This is a genomic window from Ruegeria sp. CF8 (assembly GCF_056537285.1).
The window spans coordinates 93,095-114,908 of the sequence record NZ_JBQFRG010000005.1 but is presented as its reverse complement, the minus strand read 5'-3'; the positions used below and the strand labels follow the sequence as shown (position 1 = coordinate 114,908).

Annotated in this window: 22 protein-coding genes; 15 read left to right on the top strand and 7 right to left on the bottom strand. The window is 57.8% G+C overall.

The window, feature by feature from the left end:
- Positions 1–19 precede the first annotated feature (19 nt).
- From yaaA to ACR0EV_RS13025, 3 genes are all read right to left on the bottom strand, one after another.
- Positions 20–790 (bottom strand): peroxide stress protein YaaA, encoded by a 771-nt coding sequence (gene yaaA, locus ACR0EV_RS13035; RefSeq protein WP_480800485.1) that lies wholly within the window; start codon positions 788–790, stop codon positions 20–22.
- A gap of 133 nt (positions 791–923) precedes the next feature.
- Positions 924–2,963, bottom strand: a complete 2,040-nt coding sequence (gene recQ / locus ACR0EV_RS13030; RefSeq protein ID WP_480800484.1) for a DNA helicase RecQ — start codon at positions 2,961–2,963, stop codon at positions 924–926.
- Between the two features lie 78 nt (positions 2,964–3,041).
- Positions 3,042–3,329 carry a YggT family protein gene (locus ACR0EV_RS13025; protein WP_480800483.1) on the bottom strand — a complete coding sequence of 96 codons (288 nt, stop codon included), beginning with the start codon at positions 3,327–3,329 and terminating at the stop codon, positions 3,042–3,044.
- A gap of 127 nt (positions 3,330–3,456) precedes the next feature.
- Between ACR0EV_RS13025 and ACR0EV_RS13020 the strand changes: the two genes are divergently transcribed.
- From ACR0EV_RS13020 to smpB, 10 genes are all read left to right on the top strand, one after another.
- Entirely contained in the window at positions 3,457–4,824 is a 1,368-nt protein-coding gene (locus ACR0EV_RS13020) for an MFS transporter (protein WP_480800482.1), read from the top strand.
- Complete coding sequence (mepA, locus tag ACR0EV_RS13015; RefSeq protein WP_480800481.1) at positions 4,821–5,684, top strand: penicillin-insensitive murein endopeptidase; 864 nt, start codon at positions 4,821–4,823, stop codon at positions 5,682–5,684. The genes ACR0EV_RS13020 and mepA overlap by 4 nt, the downstream gene beginning before the upstream one ends.
- Positions 5,657–6,541: an esterase-like activity of phytase family protein gene (locus tag ACR0EV_RS13010; protein ID WP_480800480.1), complete on the top strand. Its 885-nt coding sequence runs from the start codon at positions 5,657–5,659 to the stop codon at positions 6,539–6,541. The genes mepA and ACR0EV_RS13010 overlap by 28 nt, the downstream gene beginning before the upstream one ends.
- 91 nt (positions 6,542–6,632) lie before the next feature.
- Complete coding sequence (locus ACR0EV_RS13005) at positions 6,633–7,280, top strand: queuosine precursor transporter (protein WP_480800479.1); 648 nt, start codon at positions 6,633–6,635, stop codon at positions 7,278–7,280.
- Positions 7,281–7,545: 265 nt separating this feature from the next.
- Complete coding sequence (gene arfB / locus ACR0EV_RS13000; protein ID WP_480800478.1) at positions 7,546–7,965, top strand: alternative ribosome rescue aminoacyl-tRNA hydrolase ArfB; 420 nt, start codon at positions 7,546–7,548, stop codon at positions 7,963–7,965.
- Positions 7,966–8,022: 57 nt separating this feature from the next.
- Positions 8,023–8,769 carry an SDR family oxidoreductase gene (locus ACR0EV_RS12995; protein WP_480800477.1) on the top strand — a complete coding sequence of 249 codons (747 nt, stop codon included), beginning with the start codon at positions 8,023–8,025 and terminating at the stop codon, positions 8,767–8,769.
- 81 nt (positions 8,770–8,850) lie between these two features.
- A complete protein-coding gene (locus tag ACR0EV_RS12990; protein WP_480800476.1) occupies positions 8,851–9,867 on the top strand; it encodes a P1 family peptidase in 1,017 nt (338 codons plus the stop codon).
- Positions 9,868–9,980: 113 nt separating this feature from the next.
- Positions 9,981–10,394 (top strand): c-type cytochrome, encoded by a 414-nt coding sequence (locus tag ACR0EV_RS12985; RefSeq protein ID WP_171093120.1) that lies wholly within the window; start codon positions 9,981–9,983, stop codon positions 10,392–10,394.
- A 198-nt stretch (positions 10,395–10,592) separates the two neighbouring features.
- On the top strand, positions 10,593–11,135 hold the full coding sequence (gene idi, locus ACR0EV_RS12980) for an isopentenyl-diphosphate Delta-isomerase (RefSeq protein ID WP_480800475.1): 543 nt from the start codon (positions 10,593–10,595) through the stop codon (positions 11,133–11,135).
- A 58-nt stretch (positions 11,136–11,193) separates the two neighbouring features.
- On the top strand, positions 11,194–11,670 hold the full coding sequence (smpB, locus tag ACR0EV_RS12975) for an SsrA-binding protein SmpB (RefSeq protein WP_171093124.1): 477 nt from the start codon (positions 11,194–11,196) through the stop codon (positions 11,668–11,670).
- Positions 11,671–11,764: 94 nt separating this feature from the next.
- Here smpB and ACR0EV_RS12970 read toward each other — a convergent pair whose 3' ends face one another.
- The 4 genes from ACR0EV_RS12970 to panB form a co-directional block, all read right to left on the bottom strand.
- A complete protein-coding gene (locus ACR0EV_RS12970) occupies positions 11,765–12,304 on the bottom strand; it encodes a carboxymuconolactone decarboxylase family protein (RefSeq protein WP_480800474.1) in 540 nt (179 codons plus the stop codon).
- A 78-nt stretch (positions 12,305–12,382) separates the two neighbouring features.
- Positions 12,383–13,861, bottom strand: coding sequence for a glycerol kinase GlpK (gene glpK / locus ACR0EV_RS12965; RefSeq protein WP_480800473.1), 1,479 nt, complete (start codon positions 13,859–13,861; stop codon positions 12,383–12,385).
- Between the two features lie 69 nt (positions 13,862–13,930).
- On the bottom strand, positions 13,931–14,782 hold the full coding sequence (gene panC, locus ACR0EV_RS12960; RefSeq protein ID WP_480800472.1) for a pantoate--beta-alanine ligase: 852 nt from the start codon (positions 14,780–14,782) through the stop codon (positions 13,931–13,933).
- Positions 14,779–15,618, bottom strand: a complete 840-nt coding sequence (gene panB, locus ACR0EV_RS12955; RefSeq protein WP_480800471.1) for a 3-methyl-2-oxobutanoate hydroxymethyltransferase — start codon at positions 15,616–15,618, stop codon at positions 14,779–14,781. The genes panC and panB overlap by 4 nt, the downstream gene beginning before the upstream one ends.
- Positions 15,619–15,788: 170 nt before the next feature.
- Between panB and ACR0EV_RS12950 the strand changes: the two genes are divergently transcribed.
- The 5 genes from ACR0EV_RS12950 (at position 15,789) to ACR0EV_RS12930 (ending at position 21,806) form a co-directional block, all read left to right on the top strand.
- Positions 15,789–17,276: an ABC transporter substrate-binding protein gene (locus ACR0EV_RS12950; protein ID WP_480800470.1), complete on the top strand. Its 1,488-nt coding sequence runs from the start codon at positions 15,789–15,791 to the stop codon at positions 17,274–17,276.
- A 136-nt stretch (positions 17,277–17,412) separates the two neighbouring features.
- Positions 17,413–18,411: a ligand-gated ion channel gene (locus ACR0EV_RS12945; protein WP_480800469.1), complete on the top strand. Its 999-nt coding sequence runs from the start codon at positions 17,413–17,415 to the stop codon at positions 18,409–18,411.
- Positions 18,412–18,451: 40 nt separating this feature from the next.
- Entirely contained in the window at positions 18,452–19,399 is a 948-nt protein-coding gene (locus tag ACR0EV_RS12940) for an ABC transporter permease (protein WP_480800468.1), read from the top strand.
- A complete protein-coding gene (locus ACR0EV_RS12935; protein WP_480800467.1) occupies positions 19,396–20,211 on the top strand; it encodes an ABC transporter permease in 816 nt (271 codons plus the stop codon). Before ACR0EV_RS12940 ends, ACR0EV_RS12935 begins: the two co-directional genes overlap by 4 nt.
- The gene (locus tag ACR0EV_RS12930) at positions 20,208–21,806 is read left to right on the top strand and encodes an ABC transporter ATP-binding protein (protein ID WP_480800466.1); all 1,599 of its coding nucleotides are present in this window, start codon (positions 20,208–20,210) and stop codon (positions 21,804–21,806) included. The genes ACR0EV_RS12935 and ACR0EV_RS12930 overlap by 4 nt, the downstream gene beginning before the upstream one ends.
- The last annotated feature ends 8 nt before the right edge of the window (positions 21,807–21,814 follow it).

Sequence of the window (21,814 nt, the reverse complement as noted above, 5' to 3'; positions counted from 1 at the left end):
CGTTTTCTAACGGATGTATTCAGGCTGCATAGGGTCTGACGAAGACCGGTTTGTCCTCTTCTGACAAGTCCGCGCGATAAGCGTAACCGCCTGTGTCAAACTCTAACAGTGCATTGGGGTCGGTCAGGCGGCGCTGGACGATATATCGCGCCATCGCACCGCGGGCTTTTTTAGCAAAGAAGCTGACGATTTTTGGGGTTCCGTTCTTGTCTTCCATGAACACCGGCGTGATGACACGCAAGTTCAGCGCGCTAAGGTCAACCGCGCCAAAATACTCTTGGCTCGCGCAGTTGATCAGAATATCGCTGCCAATTTCCGCGCCTTGTGTATTCAACGCTTTACTGAGCTGGTCGCCCCAGTAGTCATAAAGGTTCTTGCCGCGCCGGGTTTTCAGTTTGCTGCCCATCTCCAGCCGATAAGGCTGTATCGCATCCAAAGGTCGCAGCATGCCGTAAAGTCCCGAAAGGATGCGCAGGTGATCCTGAGCCCATGCCATTTCTTCCGCATCCAGCGATGCAGCTTCCAGACCTTGATAAGTGTCGCCCGCAAAGGCCAGCGCGGCGGGGCGTGTGGCCTCGGCCTCGGGCGCGTTCGTAAAGGCGCGATAGCGGTCGCGGTTCAGGCGCGCCAGGTCGTCGCTCAGGTTCATCAGCTTTTTCAGATCACCGAGCGTCAGATTGCGGGCAGTCTTCGACAGCCGGATCGCGTCATCCTGAAAGTCGGGTTGTGTGACCGCGACATCCCGCTCTGCCCAGTCCAGCCGCTTGGCCGGGGAAATCACTACCAGCATATCCGCCCTCTTTTCTTGCCTGATTTGGCTTATCTAGGTCGTTTTGCGTTTTACCAAAAGTGCTTTTGTCGAAAGGCGCGGTCGACCGTTGGGAGAGGCAGCGTCTTTTGACACGATTGAACCGCAAATCGAACTAGCCCGCCTCACGCAGCACGTCCAGAAAGGCAGCGCCAAACCTTTCGTGACGCCGATCACCCAGCACTGTTTCGATCCCGCGCGGATCATCCGGCCGCATCTGCGCGACCTTCGCCAATTGCGAGGCCGAGCAGGTCAGCGGCTTATCAATCCCATCGGGGCCGCGCGATAACTGAGATTGCACTTCGAGCAAACGATCGTAAATCTCGCCCTGGTCGCGCCCCGCCAGTTTGCGGCGAGCTGGGTGCACGGCCTCAACTGCGCCTGCGATGACTTCAAGGAAGGTGTCGCCATAGCGTTCCAGCTTCTTGGCACCAACACCACCAATACGCGCCATGTCATCCAGTGTAACGGGGCGTTTTTCAGCCATTTCGATCAAGGTGCGATCAGGGAAGATCACATAGGCTGGCACACGCGCGGTTTCTGCCAAAGCGCGGCGTTTGGCCTTTAAGGCCGACAGCAACGGCGCGTCTTCCTCGGACACCATGGCTTTCACAGCGGGGCGGCGCGTAGCCTTTCGGATTGTGTCCTTGCGCAGGTTGATCTGCGCCTCGCCTTTCAGGATCGGCTTGGCAACTTCGGTCATGCGCAATGCGCCGTGACGTTCGGGATCAGGACGGACCAGATCATGCCCCATCATCTGCCGGAAAATCGCCTGCCATTGTGGGCGGGACCAGTCTTTGCCGATGCCCCAAGTGGACAGATCGTCGTGACGACGCGCACGTATTTTGTCGGTCTCGTTCCCCAGCAAAATATCGATCAGATGGCCCGCGCCGAACCATTCTTCGGTGCGCAAGATACAGGAAAGGGCCATACGGACGGGTGTGGTGCCGTCGAAGACCTCGGGCGGGGTGTCGCACAGATCGCATTTGCCGCAAGGTTCGGCCTGTTCGCCGAAATAACCCAGCAGAGTTTGACGGCGGCAAGCCAGCGCCTCGGCCAGACCCAGCAAAGCGTTCAACCGGGCATGATCTGCCATGCGGCGCTCGGGCGGGGCCAGCCCTTCGTCGATCTGCGACCGCCGCAGGCGGATGTCATCCGGCCCAAACAGAGTCAGCGTCTCGGCGGGGCCGCCATCGCGCCCAGCGCGGCCAATCTCCTGATAATAGGCCTCGATGGATTTGGGCAGGTCCGCATGGGCGACCCAGCGGATATCGGGTTTGTCGATGCCCATTCCAAAGGCAACCGTGGCAACGACGATCAGACCATCCTCGCGGGCGAAGCGGGTTTCGACGATGCGCCGATCTTCGGGATCCATACCGCCGTGATAGTGGCAGGCGGTGTGGCCTTCGTCGCGCAAAGCCTTGGCCAGCACTTCGGTTTTGTTGCGGGTGCCGCAATAGACGATGCCGGATTGACCCTTACGGGCAGCGGCGAAATCGAGGATCTGTTTGCGCGGCCCGTCCTTGGCAGCAAAAGCCAAGTGGATATTGGGCCGGTCAAACCCACGCAGAAACTTGTGCGGCTCGATGCCGTCAAAAAGTTTCTCGACAATCTCGTCCTGCGTTTCCGCATCCGCTGTGGCGGTAAAGGCCGCCAGCGGGACGTTTAGCGCGCGCCGAAGTTCTCCGATCCGCAGGTAATCCGGGCGGAAATCGTGGCCCCACTGACTGACGCAATGCGCCTCGTCCACGGCGATCAAGCTGACATTGATCCGGCGCAGCATGCCCAACGCCGACCCGGCCGCCAGACGTTCAGGCGCCATGTAAAGCAGCTTGAGCCGTCCGGCCTCCAAAGCTTCCCACACTGCATCGGTTTCTTCTGGCGTGTTGCCCGAGGTCAGCGCCCCGGCCTCGACCCCGGCCTCCTGCAGCCCACGCACCTGATCACGCATCAGGGCGATCAGTGGCGAAATCACCACCGTCACCCCGTCGCGCAGCAGGGCGGGCAGCTGAAAACACAGGGATTTCCCGCCCCCGGTCGGCATGATCGCAAGCACGTTTTCGCCCGAGGTCACGGCATCGACAATTTCTTCCTGCCCGGGGCGGAAGTCGTCGAATCCAAAGACATCTCGCAACAAGGGTGCGGAGTCGAACATCTGCGGGGTTGCCCTGTTTTAAGGTTTATCTGCTCTTAAGGCAGGACAATCACATACTAAGATTCGGTGAACAAGAGGTCAGTAGAAATAGACCGCATTGTTGATCAGGATAATCCGCAGCGCATAGACCCCGATCAGCACCACCAAAGGCGTCAGATCTAGCCCGCCCATATTGGGCAGAATGCGGCGGATAGGGCCGTAAATAGGCTCTAATATGCGGTTCAACCCGTACCAGATTTGCGCAACCAGTTGCTGGTGTAAGTTGAGCACCTGAAAGTTGATCAGCCAGCTCATGATCACATGGGCCAGAATGATGAACCAGACAACATCCAGGATCAGCAGCAGGATTTGGATCAGCGACAGCATGGGTTCTCCGTTTTCTTGTTGGCCGAGACCTAAGCACCACAACGGCAAAGAGCAAGTGCCTGACACTCAACGCTTGCGAATTGAACCAAACCCCCGTCTTATAAACACAACAATAACAGAGGCAGAGATGGCAGAGATTTCCAAACGCAGGCGCATCTGGGGCTGGTGGTTTTTTGACTGGGCCAGCCAGCCGTATCACACGCTGTTGGTCACCTTTGTCTTTGGCCCATATTTTGCCGGTGTAGCAGCCGGGTATTACGCGAACAGCGGACTGGATGCCGAGGCAGCAGCCGCACAGGCGCAGACGGTCTGGGCGAACTGCCTGACGATCACAGGACTGATCATAGCCTTTGGCGCGCCTTTGCTGGGGGCGATGGCGGATGTGTCGGGGCGGCGCATTCCGTGGATTTTTGCGTTTTCGGTCATGTACGCGGTTGGATCCGGTGCGTTGTGGTACACGATGCCGGATGGTTCGAACATGTGGCTGATGCTGTCGGCCTTTGGGCTGGGTTTCGTTGGTGCGGAATATGCGCTGATCTTTATCAATTCACAGCTGCCTGATCTGGGTGATGACAGTGAAGTGGGCGAGATTTCGGGCTCGGGCTTTGCGTTTGGCTATTTTGGCGGGCTGATCTCGCTGGCGATCATGTTGGCGCTGTTTGTGGAACAGGCGAACGGGAAGACACTGATCGGGATGGAACCTGCCCTGGGGCTTGATGCGGCGACCCGTGAAGGCACACGTTTTGTCGGCCCGTTTACGGCTGCTTGGTTCATTCTGTTTATGGTGCCCTATTTCCTGTGGGTGCGCGATGACGCACCAGCGGACAAAACGGGCAGCGTGGGTGAAGCGCTGCGTCTGCTGGCGAAATCAGTATCTAACCTGCGCCATCGCGTTAGTCTGGCCAGCTACCTTGGCTCGTCGATGTTCTACCGTGATGCGCTGAACGGGCTTTACAGCTTTGGCGGTGTTTATGCGCGGTTGGTGTTGGAGTGGGACCTGATCAAGATCGGTGTGTTTGGGATTGTCAGCGTTTTGGCAGCTGCGGCGTTTTCCTGGGTTGGCGGCAAGCTGGACAAGAAATACGGCCCCAAACCGGTGATCATCGTTGCGATCTGGGTTTTGATATTTGTCTGCGCCACTGTGGTCATGATGGATCGAACGCAAATCTACGGCATTCAATTGGCCGAAGGATCCAGTTTGCCGGATATCGTTTTCTTCGGCTGCGGTGTGTTGATCGGTGGTATGGGCGGCATTCTTCAATCTGCCAGCCGCTCGATGATGGTGCGCCATACTGATCCCGAAGCTCCGGTAGAAAGCTTTGGCCTTTATGGTCTGTCGGGGCGCGCGACCGCATTTGCGGCACCGCTTTTGATCGGAATTGCAACAACCGTGACGGGCAGTGCCCGGCTGGGGGTGTCACCCATCGTTGGGTTGTTTATTCTGGGACTATTCCTGATGCGCTGGGTCAGACCGGAAGGGGATCAGAGCAGATGATTTTAAAGCGTTTTTTGACAATCTTGGCTGCGCTTGCTTTGGCGGGTACAGCGACGGCAGAGCCTCTGGCGAAGCAGTTGTTCGGGGCGCAACGGGTCAATTCGCAACAAAAACCGGCCGCGTTCGGCAGTTATTCGCGCGGATGCGCTGCTGGGTCGGTGCAATTGCCCGAAACCGGTGCCACATGGCAGGCTATGCGTCTGTCGCGCAATCGTAACTGGGGACACCCTGAGGCGATCGATTACGTGAAGGACCTCAGCAAGTTTGCGGCGAAGCAGCCGGGTTGGAACGGTCTCTATATAGGAGATATCAGCCAACCACGGGGTGGGCCGATGACATCGGGCCATCGGTCCCATCAGTTGGGTCTGGATATCGATATCTGGATGCTGCCCGGGGACAACATGCGTCTCAGCCGCAAAGCGCGCGAGAATATCTCTTCTATTTCTCTGCGTCGCGCAAATGGGGCTTTTGTCAACGGGAACTGGACGAAACAGCACCATGCTGTTCTGCGCGAAGCGGCCAAAGACAAGCGCGTGGCGCGTATCTTTGTGTTTCCCGGCGCGAAAGTGCAGATGTGCAAGGATGAGAAAGGCAACCGCGCCTATCTGCGCAAGATCAGACCATGGTGGGGGCATCATTATCACTTTCACGTCCGCCTGAAATGCCCCCGAGGGTCGAAAGGCTGCGTCAATCAGGACCCGCCCCCCAAGGGCGATGGCTGCGCTCAGGCGCAGGAATGGGTAAACAACATCCTCAATCCTCCGCCACCCGACCCAAATGCCCCAGCCCCCAAGAAACGCCGGGAATATGTTCTGGCTGATTTGCCACAACAATGCGCCGCCGTTTTGCAATCCAACTAAGCGCCTTTCTGATTGCGTCCACGGCAGCAGTGGCGGTCGAAATCAAGTCCGCCACCCATCTGCACAGTTTTGAATGGAATAATCCGGCGGATTGGTTTGGCGGGTTTTCGGCGCTGCATGTTTTGGGCGACGGCCAGCAGATACTGGTGCTGAGCGATCGGGCCAGAATAGCCACGGCACGCATCGAGCGGGACGGAGACCAGATCACCAGCATTCATGTTTTGGATCAATGGCGGGTCTTGTCCAGCCAAGGGCACAGAATGAAAGGTGGTGTGGGCGATTCCGAAGGCCTTGCTTTAGCGCCAGTTGGTGGAGTTTACATTTCGTTCGAAGGGGTGCATCGGATCGCCCACTATTCGGAACCGGGAGCAAGGGCGCGCGTACTACCTCGTTCGTCGGCCTTCAAAGATCTTGCTGACAACGGGTCGTTTGAAGGTCTTGCCATTGATGCGCGCGGTTGGCTTTATACGATGCCGGAAAAAAATCGCACCAAAGGCGGGGACATCCCGGTTTTTCGCTGGGATGGCGACGCATGGTCGATTCCCTTTGTTTTGCCACAACGGGGTCGGTTTAAGCCTGTCAGCGCTGATTTTGGCCCGGATGGGAAGTTTTATCTGCTGGAGCGCAAGTTGGGGTTGTTCGGCTTCCGCTCAAGGTTACGCCGGTGGGATCTGACGGATGACGCACTAGGCGCCGAAGAAACCCTATTGGAAACTGCGGCAGGCACGCATGACAACCTCGAAGGGCTGTCCGTCTGGCGCGATGGGCTGGGCCGTTTGCGCGCCACAATGATTTCGGACGACAACTTTCTTGCCCTGCAACGAACCGAATTGGTGGAATACCTGCTGCCGGATTGACTCGAGGCCTACAAGGGTCTAAACGCACGGCCTGCCTTGGGATGAGCCCTTGGCCAAGTCGCCGCTACCTTGTCAAAACGGGCATCAAAACATGCAACGCGCTTACATTCCCGGCATCATTGCCATGGCCGCCATTGTTGTGGCCTCGAACATTCTGGTCCAGTTCCTGATCCTTGACGGGCTGTTGACCTGGGGTGCTTTCACCTATCCTCTGGCCTTTCTGGTCACTGACATCATGAACCGCGTCTATGGCGTAGGCCCGGCCCGCAAGGTCGTGTTCGCCGGTTTTGTCACCGGCATCATCTGTTCGCTGATCGGCAGTCAGATCATGCTGCAAGGCGACGGTTTCGAATACGCCGCCGTACCGCTGCGGATCGCAGTCGCCTCGGGCACTGCCTTCCTGATCGCCCAACTGACGGACGTCACCGTGTTCAACGCCATGCGTGGCGGTCGCTGGTGGCGCGCGCCACTGGTCTCGACGCTGGTTGGATCAGCGCTGGACACCGCGATCTTCTTCACCGTCGCTTTCTCGGCCTCGGTCACATTCTTTGGCGCGAATGCCGACGCTGCGATCAACTGGGCGTGGGAGCCTGTGCCGTTCATGCTGTCCGGCCCGATGGCCCCGCTGTGGGTCACGCTGGCTTTTGCCGACTGGCTGGTGAAACTGTCGCTGGCGCTGATTGCTTTGATCCCGTTCAAAGTCATTGTTGCCCGGCTGACCGCCGCACAGCCTGCGTAAAAAAAGTGCTTTGAGAATGGCGCATCTTGTGTCAGGCTCAAAGTTAACCGCAACAGATAGAAAAGGAGGTGATCCAGTGTCAAGAAAGAGATTGGAGAGAGGTGTCGGAACAACCGGGGGGAAAGCCTGCTAGGGCAGCCCTTGGCGGAGCGTTCGCTCCGGCTGGTCGATTGATCTAACCGACCCGACCTCCTGAACTTTCGAAGGGCCGTCCCAAAAGGGGCGGCCCTTTCTGTTTCCACCCGTGCCCTGTAAGGTCGGGCCCATGTTGCGCATCACTGACGATATCATCCTGCAAGACTGGGAAATGACCGAGAGCTTTGTTCGTTCTTCCGGTCCCGGCGGGCAGAACGTCAACAAGGTCTCGACCGCAGTTGAATTGCGGTTCGAAGCGGCGCGTTCCCCCTCTTTGCCGGATCCGGTCAAGAGCAGGCTGAAACGGCTGGCCGGGCGGCGCTGGACCAAAGAGGGCGCAATTATCATCCAGTGTAACGAAACCCGTTCTCAGGCCCGCAACCGTGACATCGCGCGCGCTCGGCTGGCCGAACTGATCACTCGCGCGCTCGTCAAACCCAAACGACGCATCGCCACCAAGCCGACCTATGGGTCGGTCAAGCGCAGGCTGGCGGCCAAAAAGGCGCGCGGCGACGTCAAGGCACTGCGGGGCAAGGTCTCGGAAGAATGATCTGGCATCTTTTCGATGCGTTGTTACTCTACCCCTGTCAGGCAGAAGGGTAACGCCATGAGGCTGGAGGGAAAAACCGCAATCGTAACCGGTGGCGCATCCGGGTTCGGCGCAGGGATCGTGCAGAAGTTCCTGGACGAAGGCGCGCGCGTGATGATCGCGGATATCAATGGCGAAGCGGCGCTGAATCTTGCGAACACACTCGGAGAACGGGCAATCGGACACCAGGTTGACGTTGCAGACGGCGCATCGGTTCAAGCCATGGCTGATACCGCAAGGCATCAGTTCGAAGATCTGGATATTCTGGTGAACAACGCAGGTGTCACGCATTTGCCGACCCCGCTCGAAGACGTCTTGGAAGACGATTTCGACCGCGTCTTCAGTGTTAACATGAAATCCGTCTACCTGACCGCCCGCGCCTTTGTCCCGGCGATGAAAGCGCGCGGGGCAGGGGCAATTCTGAATGTGGCCTCAACGGCTGGGTTGTCTCCGCGTCCCAACCTGAATTGGTACAACGCCTCCAAAGGCTGGATGATCACGGCAACCAAGACCATGGCCGTGGAACTTGCCCCGACCGGTGTGCGTGTGAACGCCATCTGCCCCGTGGCCGGAGAAACACCGCTGCTGAAATCCTTCATGGGTGAAGACACGCCCGAGATTCGCGCCAAATTCCTGTCGACCATTCCGCTGGGCCGCTTCTCCACACCAGAAGACATGGCCAATGCCGCCTGTTTCCTCTGCTCGGACGAGGCCAGCATGATCACCGGCACAGCACTTGAGGTTGACGGTGGCCGCTGCATCTGATCCGTTCTTCATCTGGCCCAAAATACCTCCGCCGGAGGCATCGCGCTTGCGCTCTTTTCGGCCTGAACAACAAAGTAGAAAATGACCCCCGGACCCAAGAACCTGATCACTGATATCCCCGGCCTGATGGTCGGTAACGCGCAGGACGATACGCTGAAATCCGGCGCGACAGTTTTGACGGCGCAATCTCCGTTTGTGGCTTCGGTCCATGTGATGGGCGGTGCGCCGGGGACGCGCGAAACCGATCTGCTTGCTCCGGACAAGGCTGTGACCCATGTGGATGCGATTGTTTTGTCTGGCGGCTCTGCCTTTGGGTTGGAGGCCTGCTCGGGTGTTTCGGACGGGTTGCGTGACAAAGGCCGGGGTTATCCGGTCGGCGACGTCACGGTGCCCATAGTCCCGGGTGCGATCCTGTTTGATTTGCTCAACGGTGGTGACAAAAACTGGGTTGAAAACCCGTATCGTGCCCTGGGACGCACAGCGTTCCATACTGCGTCGGATCAGTTCGACCTCGGCTCGGCAGGCGCAGGAACCGGAGCTTTGGCTGCGATGCAAAAAGGCGGGCTCGGTTCTGCTTCGTTTGTTCTGGACAGTGGGATAACCGTGGGCGCGCTGGTTGCGGCCAACCCGTTGGGCAGTGTGACCACACCCGGGGATCAACACTTCTGGGCGGCACCTTTTGAAATCGGCAACGAATTTGGCGGTTTGGGGCCTGATCCAAATGCCGCTCTTGGTGCGCCGCAAGCCAGTCGCAAGGCGCAGGCGATGAAATCCGCCGACCCGGCCAAGACAAATACGACCATTGCCATCGTCGCAACAGATGCAGCCTTGACCAAGCCCCAATGTCAGCGGATGGCCGTTGCCGCCCATGACGGCATTGCCCGTGCAATTGTGCCCGCCCACACGCCGGGCGACGGCGATTTGGTGTTTGCCGCCAGCACCGGTGTTCGACCCTTATCAACCGAAGCCGAGTTGGGGCTGATTGGTCACGCTGCTTCGGTTTGTCTGGCGCGGGCCATTGCGCGGGCGGTGTATCTGGCGACTCCGGCCGCTGGTGACCTTTTGCCCTGCTGGTCCAGGGTACATGACATAAGTTAAGGACATCCCTTTTGTCGCAGTGGCACAGTAGGCCTGCGCGGCAATCTGCGCGTTGACTCTTTTTTGCGCCGAAGGTCCATTCGGTGCAGCAAATTTGTATCGGAGCAATAGCTATGAATCGCATCCTCGCTACCGCAATTGTCGGCCTTCTGGCCCTGCCCGCCTATGCTGAAGGCGATGCCGAAGCCGGTAAGAAAGCCTTCAACAAATGCAAGTCCTGCCACCTGATCGCTGACCCGGAAGGCGAAGTGATTGTCAAAGGCGGTAAGACTGGCCCGAACCTGTATGGCATCGCTGGCCGCACCGCTGGCACGTATGAGGGCTTCAAATACGGTGACAGCATCGTTGCCGCAGGCGAAAAAGGCCTGGTTTGGGACGAGACAACCTTTGTCGAATACTCACAAGATCCCAAGGCATTTCTGAAATCCTATCTGGATGACACTGCTGCCAAGTCGAAAATGACCTTCAAGCTGAAAAAAGGCGCTGAAGACGTCTATGCCTATATCGTCAGCGTTTCGGGCGAATAAGCCTTAACGCAAGGTGCAACAGCACAAGGACCAAAGGCCGCAGCCCCTGCGGCCTTTCGTGCGATTGATGCCGGGGCAAATCACAGCCACTTTGGTATCAGACAGGTGGTTTCCACCCGTCGCACAGCCAGACCGATCCGGCGGCAGCTACACTCACAACAACCGCCCGGTAAATGCACTGGCAGCAGGAGAGGACAGATGGGAATAATGATCCCGGCCTGGGTCGATGGCGAGTTGACCCCTGTAGACAAGCTCGAAGCGCACGAAAAAGGGCTCAAGCACAAGGCTGTATCCGTTTTTGTTGTGCGTGGAACAGAGATTTTGTTGCAACGTCGCGCAATGGGCAAATACCACACGCCCGGCCTTTGGGCGAATACCTGTTGCACGCATCCGGATTGGGACGAAAGCTCGTCAACTTGCGCCGTGCGACGTCTGCGCGAAGAACTTGGGATAACCGGTCTCTATCCAGAATATCGACACCGTCTGGAGTACCACGCGGATGTCGGCAACAACATGGTTGAAAACGAGGTTGTCGACGTCTTCCTGGCCCATGTTCGCGGGACGCTTAAGATCGAGCCTAACCCTGACGAAGTCATGGATATCCGCTGGATCGACTATCATGACCTTCTGGCCGAAGTGACACGCCACCCGGATCGTTTCACGCCATGGCTCAAGATCTATCTGCACAAATATGCTGATACGATTTTTGGCCCTGATCTGATCATTTCTGCCAAATCCTGATGCAGTTGGGAAAACCCTGCCTTGCAAGGTCGGCGCAAGCCGCCTAAATCAACGCGTCATGGCCAAGCAGAAGACAGACCCGAATTACAAGGTTATCGCCGAAAACCGGCGCGCCCGCTTCGATTACGCGATCGAAGAGGATATCGAGTGCGGCATTGTCCTGGAAGGGTCCGAAGTCAAATCCCTGCGCGCTGGCGGGTCGAACATTGCGGAAAGCTATGCTTCGGTCGACGACGGGGAACTGTGGCTGATCAACAGCTATATCGCGCCGTACGAGCAGGCCAAGGTGTTCAAACACGAAGAGCGTCGTCGCCGTAAGCTGTTGGTCTCACGCAAGGAACTGTCGAACTTGTGGAATGCGACCCAGCGCAAGGGAATGACGCTGGTGCCGCTGGTCCTGTATTTCAACCACAAGGGTCGTGCGAAGATTAAAATCGGCATCGCCAAGGGTAAAAAGATCCACGACAAGCGCGAGACGCAGGCCAAGCGCGATTGGTCACGTCAGAAGCAGCGGCTTTTGAAGGACCACAGTTAGACCGCTTTGATTTCGCGTGACCGAATGCACCTGTGGACACGGTCAGACAGCGGCCCATGACGCCTTAGGACTTTGCCCTTAAAGAGGGCTTTCGTCATTCGAACCGTTCCACAGCGCTGTCCAGCGGAACTTCTGTCAATGCGGCCGTGTAATTGCTGACGACCTTGTTTGCGATGCCCAAAACAACCTCTAGCGCGTTTTGCGGAGTGTATCCGGCGGTCAGAAATTTATTCAGGTCGGCTGGCGCGATGCTGCCCCGGGTGCGTACCATGGATTTGGTGAATTCGTGCAGCGCATTGAGCTTTTCGTCGGGCAGTGTGTCGCCCGAGCGCAGGCTGTCCACAGCATCAGGCGTCAGCCCGGCCATTCGCGCCAATTTTGTGTGCCAGGGAACGCAATACTCGCAGTTATTCTCGAAATTCACGGTCAGATACACCACTTGCTGCTCTGCTGGGGTCAGTGTTGTTTTGGCAAACTCGTCCAGACAGTCCAGATGGGTCTGAAGCAACTGCGGCGACAGCGCCATAACCCCCTGCAAATTCGGAATCACCCCGTAATCTGCTTTGGCTTTGTCCAGAAATGGCTTTGCGTCTTCGGGTGCGTTGTCGGGAGTGAGGACTTCAAAGGATGACATAGCGCTTCCTGTAGGGATTGCGTTGCAAGTAAGCCCACGCCGACGGCGCAGACATGTTTCGGAAAACAATTCTATGGATTAAAACGCCATTGCGGCCTGCACTGCGCGTTGCCAGCGGGCATAGGCCGCATCGCGGTCGTCCTGCGCCATTTTTGGCTCAAACCGCGTGTCCAGCCGCCATGTTTCTGCGAACCCATCTTGGTCTGGATAAACCCCGGCCTTCATGCCAGCCAGCCATGCGGCCCCCAATGCAGTTGTTTCCTGCATCACCGGACGGTCCACCGGCGCGCCCAGACAGTTCGACAGGCCCTGCATGGTCCAGTCAGACGCGCTCATCCCACCATCGACGCGAAGGATGACATCGGCGTCTGCCCCCCAGTCGCCCTGCATGGCATGCCACAGGTCGCGGGTTTGGAATGCGATGCTTTCCAGCGTGGCGCGCGCGATTTCGGCCCGGCCTGAGTTGCGGGTCAGCCCGAACATCGCGCCGCGACAGTCAGGTTTCCAATAGGGCGCGCCTAGACCGGTGAAGGCGGGCACAAGCACCACATGCTGGTTCGGATCGGCCCGCGTGGCCAAATCGCCACTTTGTGGGGCTGCGTCGATGATCTGTAGCGCGTCACGCAACCACTGAACGGCGGCCCCGGCAATAAAGATCGACCCTTCCAATGCATAAGTCCGCTGACCGTCCAACTGATAAGCAACGGTCGTCAATAGGCGGTTTTTTGACTGAACCGGCTGCGCGCCGGTGTTCAGCAACGCAAAGCAGCCTGTGCCATAGGTCGATTTCATCATGCCGGGTTGGAAACAAGCCTGTCCGATTGTGGCGGCTTGCTGGTCGCCGGCGACGCCCAGAATAGGAATGTCGCCCCCGAACAAAGTGGTGGAGCCGAAATCCGCAGCGCAATCAAGCACGTCAGGCAAGATTGTCAGGGGCACATCCAGCAGGTCGCAAATCTCGGCGCTCCATGTGCCTTTGTGGATGTCAAACAAAAGGGTGCGGGCGGCATTGGTGGCATCCGTGGCGTGGACACGGCCTTCGGTCAGCCGCCAGATCAGGAAACTGTCGATCGTGCCAAACAACAGCTCTCCGGCATCGGCCCTCTCACGCGCGCCCGAAACGGTATCCAAAAGCCATTTCACTTTGGTGCCCGAGAAATATGGGTCCAGCAGCAGGCCGGTTTGGGCGGTGACGTCATCCTCGCACCCGGTTTGCTTATAGCGGGCACAGATATCGGCGGTGCGGCGGTCCTGCCAGACGATGGCGTTGTGGATCGCTTTGCCGGTGTGTTTGTCCCAGACGACGGTCGTCTCACGCTGGTTGGTGATCCCGATCCCGGCGATCTGATTGGCGGAAATGCCGGTGGCTTCCATCACCTCGCGGCACACGTGCAAAACACTGGACCAGATATCTTCGGGGTCATGTTCAACCCAACCTTCCTGAGGGAAGTGCTGGGGAAACTCTTGCTGTGCGGTGCTAACTGGCTGCATTTGCGCATCAAAAAGTATGGCGCGCGAGGACGTGGTGCCCTGATCGATTGCCAGAATATAGGTCATGTCCGCTCTCCCCCGGTCTCGTTTCGCGGGACTTTAGCGCAAACAATGGCGCAGGGGCCAGAGTAGAAATCAGGCTGGATCAACCGGGATATTATCGATCAGACGAACGCCATCGGCCCATGCGGTTACGAACAGGCGGGCTGGCCTGCTGGCACTGGGCAGGCTTTCCAGCGTCTCGGCGCAGCGCAGGTCCACGTATTCGACCTCTGAAAACCCGGCGGCCAGCAAGCGCGCTTTGGCATTTTGCGCCAAAGTTGCGAAATCACCGCCCTCGGCCAGATTTTGTGCGACCTGCTGCATGACCTTGTTCATATGTTCTGCGATCTTTAGCCCATCAGGGGAAAGCAGAAGGTTGCGGGACGACATCGCCAGCCCAGAAGGCTCGCGCACAGTCGGGCAGCCGATCACCTCGATTGGAATGTCCAAATCGCGGGCCATACGGCGGACAACCAGCAGCTGTTGGTAGTCTTTTTCCCCGAAATAGGCTCGATCTGCTTGCGTTTGGAGAAACAGCTTGGCGACAACGGTGGCTACGCCCTCGAAATGGCCTGGGCGGAAAGGGCCTTCCATCATATCGGTCAGGCCAGCAACCGTAACTGTGGTTGAAAAGCCGTCAGGATAGACTTCCTGCGGGTCCGGTACATAGATCGCGTCCACGCCGTAAGGGGACAGTTTTTTGGCGTCTTCATGTTCAGTGCGGGGGTAATTTGCCAGATCTTCGGGGTTGTTGAACTGTTTGGGGTTCACAAAGATCGTCACGATGACCCGGTCACACCCTTCCTTTGCGGCCTGCGCCAGCGACAAATGCCCTTCGTGCAGCGCACCCATGGTCGGAACCACGCCGATCGCATCGCCATTGCGGTGCCATTCAGTGGTGTTGGCGCGCAGCTCTGCCAGAGACCGCAAAATCGGCGCGGTCATGCTTTGGCCCCTTTGGTCGGAGCCTGATCTGCAAAGACGTGTTCGTCTGCCGGGAAGGCCCGTGAGCGCACCTCGGCGGCGTATTCCGCGATGGCAGCCTCGGCCAATGGGCCCAGTTCGGCATAGCGTTTGACAAACTTGGGTTTGAAGGCGGTGAAAAAGCCGACCATGTCGTCCACGACCAGAATCTGCCCGTCACAGCCTGCGGATGCGCCGATTCCGATAGTTGGGATCGCAACCTCTTCGGTGATCTGGTCTGCCAGTCCTTGGGGAACTTTTTCCAGAACGACTGAAAACGCACCGGCCTCGGCCACGGCGCGGGCATCTGACATAACGGCTTCTGCCTGCTCGTCACGACCCTGCACCTTGTAGCCACCCAGCGTGTTGATCGATTGCGGGGTCAGGCCGATATGTGCCATCACGGGGATGCCGCGCTTGACCAGAAAGCGGATGGTTTCAGCCATCTCAACGCCACCTTCCAGCTTCACGGCCCCAGCACCTGTTTCCGCCATAAGGCGCGCGGCATTGCGGAAGGCGTCGGCAGGTGAATGTTCGTAGCTGCCAAACGGCATGTCGATGACCATCATCGCCTTGTCCAATCCGCGCGATACGGCCTGACCGTGCAGGATCATCATCTCCATCGTGACGCCCAGCGTGGATTCCAACCCGTGCAGCACCATGCCGACGCTGTCGCCCACCAGAACAAAGTCGCAATGCGCGTCCATAAGGCGTGCCATTGGGGTGGTATAGGCGGTTAGCGAGACCAAAGGCGCGCCGCCTTTTTGGGCGCGAATATCTTCGGCGTTCGGGGCTTTCTTGCGGGCGGTGGCGCTCATGGGTCGCTCCTGCAGGTATTATGTTGCAGTGCGGCATAGCAGACTGGACAGGGCCAAAGAAACCCCGGTTGCGCGAACATTCCCTTGATTGACCTCAGGTTTGCAGGAAAACTGGTCTCAAATTGGCCCTGAAAACAAGGGCGCAACCAGTTTCAGTAGGGAGAGTTCACATGACAAAACTCATGTTCAGGACATTTGCGTCGACTTTGGCGATAGGCGTTGGCCTGCTTGCCACGCAGGCTTATGCCAAATCGGACATCACCATAGCGATGCAGCTTGAACCCCCGCATCTTGACCCGACCAGCGCTGCGGCACAGGCCATCGACTCGGTGGTTTACACCAACATTTTTGAAGGACTGACCCGGTTCATGGGCGATGGCTCGGTCGTGCCCGGCTTGGCTGAAAGCTGGGAGATTTCTGACGATGGAACAGTCTATACCTTCAAGTTGCGCGAGGGTGTAACCTTCCATGACGGCACAAGTATGGATGCCGAGGACGTCAGGTTCACCCTTGATCGCGCCACCGCCGAGGACAGTGCAAACGCGCAGAAGGCTCTGTTTGCCGGGATTGAGAGCGTCGAGGTTGTCGACCCGCTGACCGTTAAAGTCACCCTGTCGGAACCGAACGGCAATTTCCTGTTCAACCTGGCTTGGGGGGATGCGGTCATTGTCGCGCCCGAAAGCATTGAAAACATCAAAACCAACCCGGTCGGCACCGGGGCCTACACCTTTGGCAACTGGGTGCAGGGCGACAGCATCACGCTGAACCGCAACCCCGATTATTGGGGCGATCAGCCAGCGTTAGAGACTGCAACATTCAAGTTCATTTCGGATCCGACCGCTGCGTTTGCCGCCATGATGGCCGAGGATGTGGACGTGTTTGACAACTTTCCGGCGCCGGAAAACCTGCCACAATTTGATGCCGATCCGCGCTTTCAGGTTCTGGTCGGTACAACAGAAGGTGAGACGATCCTGTCCACCAACAACAAGCAGCCCCCGTTTGACGACATTCTTGTCCGACAAGCCGTTGCTCATGCCATCGATCGGCAGGCGATAATCGATGGGGCGATGTTCGGCTATGGTACACCGATCGGCACACATTTCGCACCGCACCACCCGGCTTATGTCGATTTGACGAACCAGTCTGCGTATGATCCGGAACAGGCGAAGGCGCTGTTGGCCGAGGCCGGGTTTGAGAACGGTTTTGAAACCACGCTGCACCTGCCGCCACCTTCATATGCGCGCCGGGGTGGAGAGATTGTTGCCGCTCAATTGGCTGAGGTCGGCATCACCGCCGAGATCATCAACGTCGAATGGGCGCAATGGTTGGAATCGGTTTTCAGGGGTAAGGATTTTGGTCTGACGATTGTCAGTCATACGGAACCCATGGATATCGGAATCTATGCGCGGCCCGATTATTACTTCCAGTATGAAAGCACTGATTTTCAAGCGCTCATGGATACGCTGAACGCCACCACCGATCCCGATGAACGTGCCCGCCTGCTGGGAGAAGCGCAGCGCCTGATCTCGACCGACTATGTAAACGGCTACTTGTTCCAGTTGGCCAAGCTGGGTGTCGCAAAGGCTGGTGTGCAAGGATTGTGGGAAAACGCCCCTACGGCGGCAATAGACCTGACCCAAATCACTTGGTCTGAATAAAGGTCTTCAGCCGGGGCTGTGTCGCGCTGCCCCGGCTTTACGCTCTTTTTGGGTGTTTCTGGTTATGTGCGTGCTTCGTGTTTTTTGCCTTCTTGCCCTAATTTTTTGCCTCACTTCGATTTCCTCGGGTGCGGCGTTGGCTCAGAATGCTTTGGGCGGGCGGCTGGATGCATTGACAGGCACACCAGACAACCCATTGGAAGTTGGGATAGGAATCCGCATCGATCAGATCACAGGCGTAGATCAAAAGGCTGAGAACTATGGCGCTGTCGTGGTTTTGCGGGTCGAGTGGATTGATCCCGCGCTGGCATTTGATCAGGCCGATATTGGGCGCGACATTAAGGTGTTCAGCCCGCCGGACCTGGCCGATCATGCTGCGGAGATCGGCACCGTTCTGCCCGCCTTTGTCATCCACAACCAGCAATCCAACAAATGGATACACGAATCTGCGGCGTCCCTGCGCTATGACGGGCGAGTGGTTTATGTCGAGAAATCCTCGCTGACTTTACAGGCACCGCATTTCGATTTTCGAAAATATCCCTTTGATACGCAGGAATTTCACTTCGAAGTCGTTTCAATTTTTCCGTCCGACTACGTGTCCTATTACCCGCTTGAAGACTATTCGGGACTTGGCGATCTGTTGGGTGAAGAAGAGTGGATTTTAGGCAATGCACGCCTGGAAACGTCCGAGGTCATGGGGCTTTCCGGACGGGAAAGCGATCAGGTTGCGCTTGTTTTCGACGGCAATCGGCACCTGACCTATTATGTCATTCGAGTCTTTTTGCCGATGCTGGTTCTGATTGCGGTTGGCTGGGCGCTGTTCTTTCTGGATGAATACCGCCGCAGGATCGAGATTGCCGGGGGCAACCTGTTGGTCTTTGTTGCGTTCAACTGGGCCATTTCAGCTGATCTGCCAAAGCTGGGCTATCTGACTTTTCTGGATTTTGTCCTGCAGTGCATGTTCTTGATGACAGGTGCACTGATTGTCTTCAATGTCGCGCTGCGAAGGCTCAAGATTTCCGGCAAGGAAGGTGCGGCGCGGGTTCTGGACAATTATGCGATCAAGTGGATCTATCCGTTGGGATATGCAGCGATTGTTGTCTATGCGATTTACGCGTTTCTTTTGGTGCCATAGGTGCTGGACCCGGACCTGATGTGACCCTAACGTGGTACCAATGCTCCGCTATACCCTTAAACGCCTGATTTCGTTGTTGATCAGCCTGGCTGTTGCTTCGGTTGTCATCTTCGCAGTGATCGAAGTCGCACCGGGCGATCCGGCGTCGTTCATGCTGGGTGTGAACGCGCAAGAGGATACACTGGCCGCGTTGCGGACCGAGCTGGGCCTGGACGGGTCAAAAGTGCAACGGTACCTCAACTGGGTCGGCGGAATGCTGGTGGGGGATTTTGGCACGTCCTACACGTACCGCACGCCGGTGTCCCAGATGATCGCAGACCGGCTTTGGGTGTCGCTGCCGCTGGCACTTTATGCGCTGACCCTGTCAACTTTGATTGCGTTTCCCGCCGGGATCTACGCCGCTGCCCGTCGGGGCAAGCCGGGGGATCTGGCGGTCATGGGTGCCACGCAGTTGGGCATTGCCGTCCCCAATTTCTGGTTTGCGATGATGCTTGTGCTGATTTTCGCCATCAATCTGCGTTGGTTCAACGCGGGCGGGTTTGTCGGTTGGAGCAACGGGGTATGGGCCGGACTACATTCGCTGACCCTACCCGCAATCGCGCTGGCCTTACCACAGGCGGCTATCCTCGCTCGCGTTATGCGGTCGGCCCTGCTGGACATTCTGGGCGAGGATTTCATGCGCACTGCCCGGGCCAAAGGTTTGTCCCGGCGTCAGGCGCTGTGGCGACACGGGGTGCGAAATGCGCTGATCCCGGTGCTGACCATCATCGGCTTGCAGTTCTCTTTCCTGCTGGCCGGGTCGATCATCATCGAACAGGTATTCTACCTGCCCGGCCTTGGGCGACTGGTGTTTCAGGCGATTTCGGCCCGTGACCTGATCGTCGTTGAATCGGTGGTCATGTTGCTGGTCTTTGCCGTGATCACCGTGAATTTTCTGGTCGATCTGGCTTATGCCGCCGTCGATCCAAGGCTGAGGAGCAGGACATGAGCCGCAACCTGTTTCTGGGTGCCCTTTTGTCTTCACTCGTGGTTTTGGCCGCGCTGATTTCGTTTGTCTGGACCCCCTACGACCACACAGCATTGAGTATTCCAGAGAAGTTACAGCCCCCAAATGCGCAGAACTGGTTCGGTACGGATCACTTCGGGCGCGACATGTTTTCGATGATCATGGTTGGTGCGCGCACGTCCATTGCGGTGGCTTTGGTGGCCGTGGGGATTGGCATGGCGCTGGGCGTCCCCCTTGGCCTGACGGCCGCGGCCCGCAAAGGATCGTGGTTGGATGAGGTCATCATGCGCGGCAACGATCTGGTTTTCGCCTTCCCCTCACTGGTCATCGCGATCCTCATCACCGCCGTGTTTGGGGCCGGAGCGATCAACGCCATCATTGCTATCGGAATTTTCAACATTCCTGTTTTCGCCCGTATCACCCGCGGCGCGGCCCTGTCGTTGTGGGAGCGCGAGTTTATCCTTGCCGCGCGCGTATCTGGAAAAGGGGCGGCGCGGATATCGGTCGAGCATATCCTACCCAATGTCGCCAACCTGCTGATCGTGCAGGGCACCATTCAATTCAGCCTGGGGATTTTGGCTGAGGCCGGTCTGTCCTACGTCGGTCTGGGGGCGCAGCCGCCCACGCCAAGTTGGGGCCGGATGCTGGCGGATGCGCAGACGATGGTCAGTTTTGCCCCGCATTTGGCTCTGATTCCCGGCGTGGCGATCATCGTCACGGTTCTGGGATTGAACCTGCTGGGCGACGGGTTGCGGGATTGGCTGGATCCCCGGATCAGGGTGGCGCGGGCATGAGTTTGTTGCGTATCAAGAACCTATCACTGTGGATCCATGGGGTACCAATCCTGAAACAGGTCGACCTTTCCATTGATCACGGTCAGATCGTGACCGTCACGGGTGAAAGCGGTTCGGGCAAATCCATGGCGGCCTTGGCAGTGATGCAGTTGCTTCCGAACGGTGCAGAGGTAGACGGCTCGCTCCAACTGGAGGGCGAAGATCTGTTGACCCGGTCCGAGGCCGAGATGTGCGCATTGCGCGGAGCATCCATCGGTATGGTTTTTCAAGAGCCGATGACAGCGCTCAACCCCGTTAAAACCATTGGCGATCAGGTGATGGAAACGATCCTGATCCATAAGGCGATGCCTCTGGCTCAGGCTAGAGCAAGGGCAGAAGAGGTTCTGACTCGCGTCGGTTTGCCCGCCGATCGCTTCCCTTTGTCCCGCTATCCGCATGAGCTGTCTGGTGGGCAGCGTCAGCGCGTGGTGATCGCCATGGCCATTGCCCTGCGACCCAAGCTGTTGATCGCGGACGAGCCCACAACGGCGCTGGATGTCACCACGCAGGCGCAGATCCTCGATTTGCTCAAGGGGCTGGTGCGCGAATATGACATGGGCTTGCTGATGATCACCCATGATCTGGCTGTGGTCGCGGATATGGCTGACCAGATCACCGTCATGCGTCACGGGGAAGTGGTTGAAAGCGGTGGGACCGATCATCTGTTGCACAACATGCAGCACCCCTACACCCGTATGCTGTTTGAGGCATCCGGCCATCAGGTCACGCTGCCCCAGCCACCGCAGCCTCAGCCGTTGCTGGAGGTGAGCCAGGTCGTGCGCGCGTACCGCCTGCCCCGAAAGGGCTTGTTTGACAGGCCGCATCATCACCGGGCCGTGGATGGTGTGAGTTTTACCCTCAATCGAGGAGAGCGTTTGGGGCTGGTGGGTGAGTCCGGCTGCGGTAAATCGACCCTAACACGGGCTATTTTAGGGTTGGAAGAGGTGCAATCGGGCCAGATTCAACTGGACGGGCAGCCTGTGTTCACAGGTCACAAACCCAACCTTGCGGTGCGCCGCAAGATGCAGGTGGTTTTCCAAGACCCGTTTGGCAGTTTTAATCCGCGCCACCGTGTTGCGCGTCTGATCACTGAACCGTTCCATCTGCTGGATACCCCGCCGACCGGATCAGACCGCCAGGATCGGATCGCTGAGATGCTGACAGCGGTCGGTCTCAGCCCGGATGACGCGGGTAAGTACATTCACGAATTCTCGGGCGGGCAGCGTCAGCGGATTGCCATCGCGCGGGCGCTGATCATCCAACCTGAATTGATCCTGTTTGACGAAGCTGTCTCGGCGTTGGACGTGTCGGTCCGAGCGCAAATCCTTGATCTGTTGGCCGAGCTTTGCGACGCCTACGACCTGACCTATCTATTCATCAGCCATGACCTGAGCGTTGTGCGCACCGTCACCGATCGCGTGTTGGTGATGCAATCCGGTCAGATCGTTGAACAGGGCGAGACCAATCAGGTCTTTGAAGCGCCACAACACCCTTACACACAAACTCTGATCGCAGCCGCACCGCGATTGCCAGAGATTGAGATGATATCGGCCTAAAACTTCTG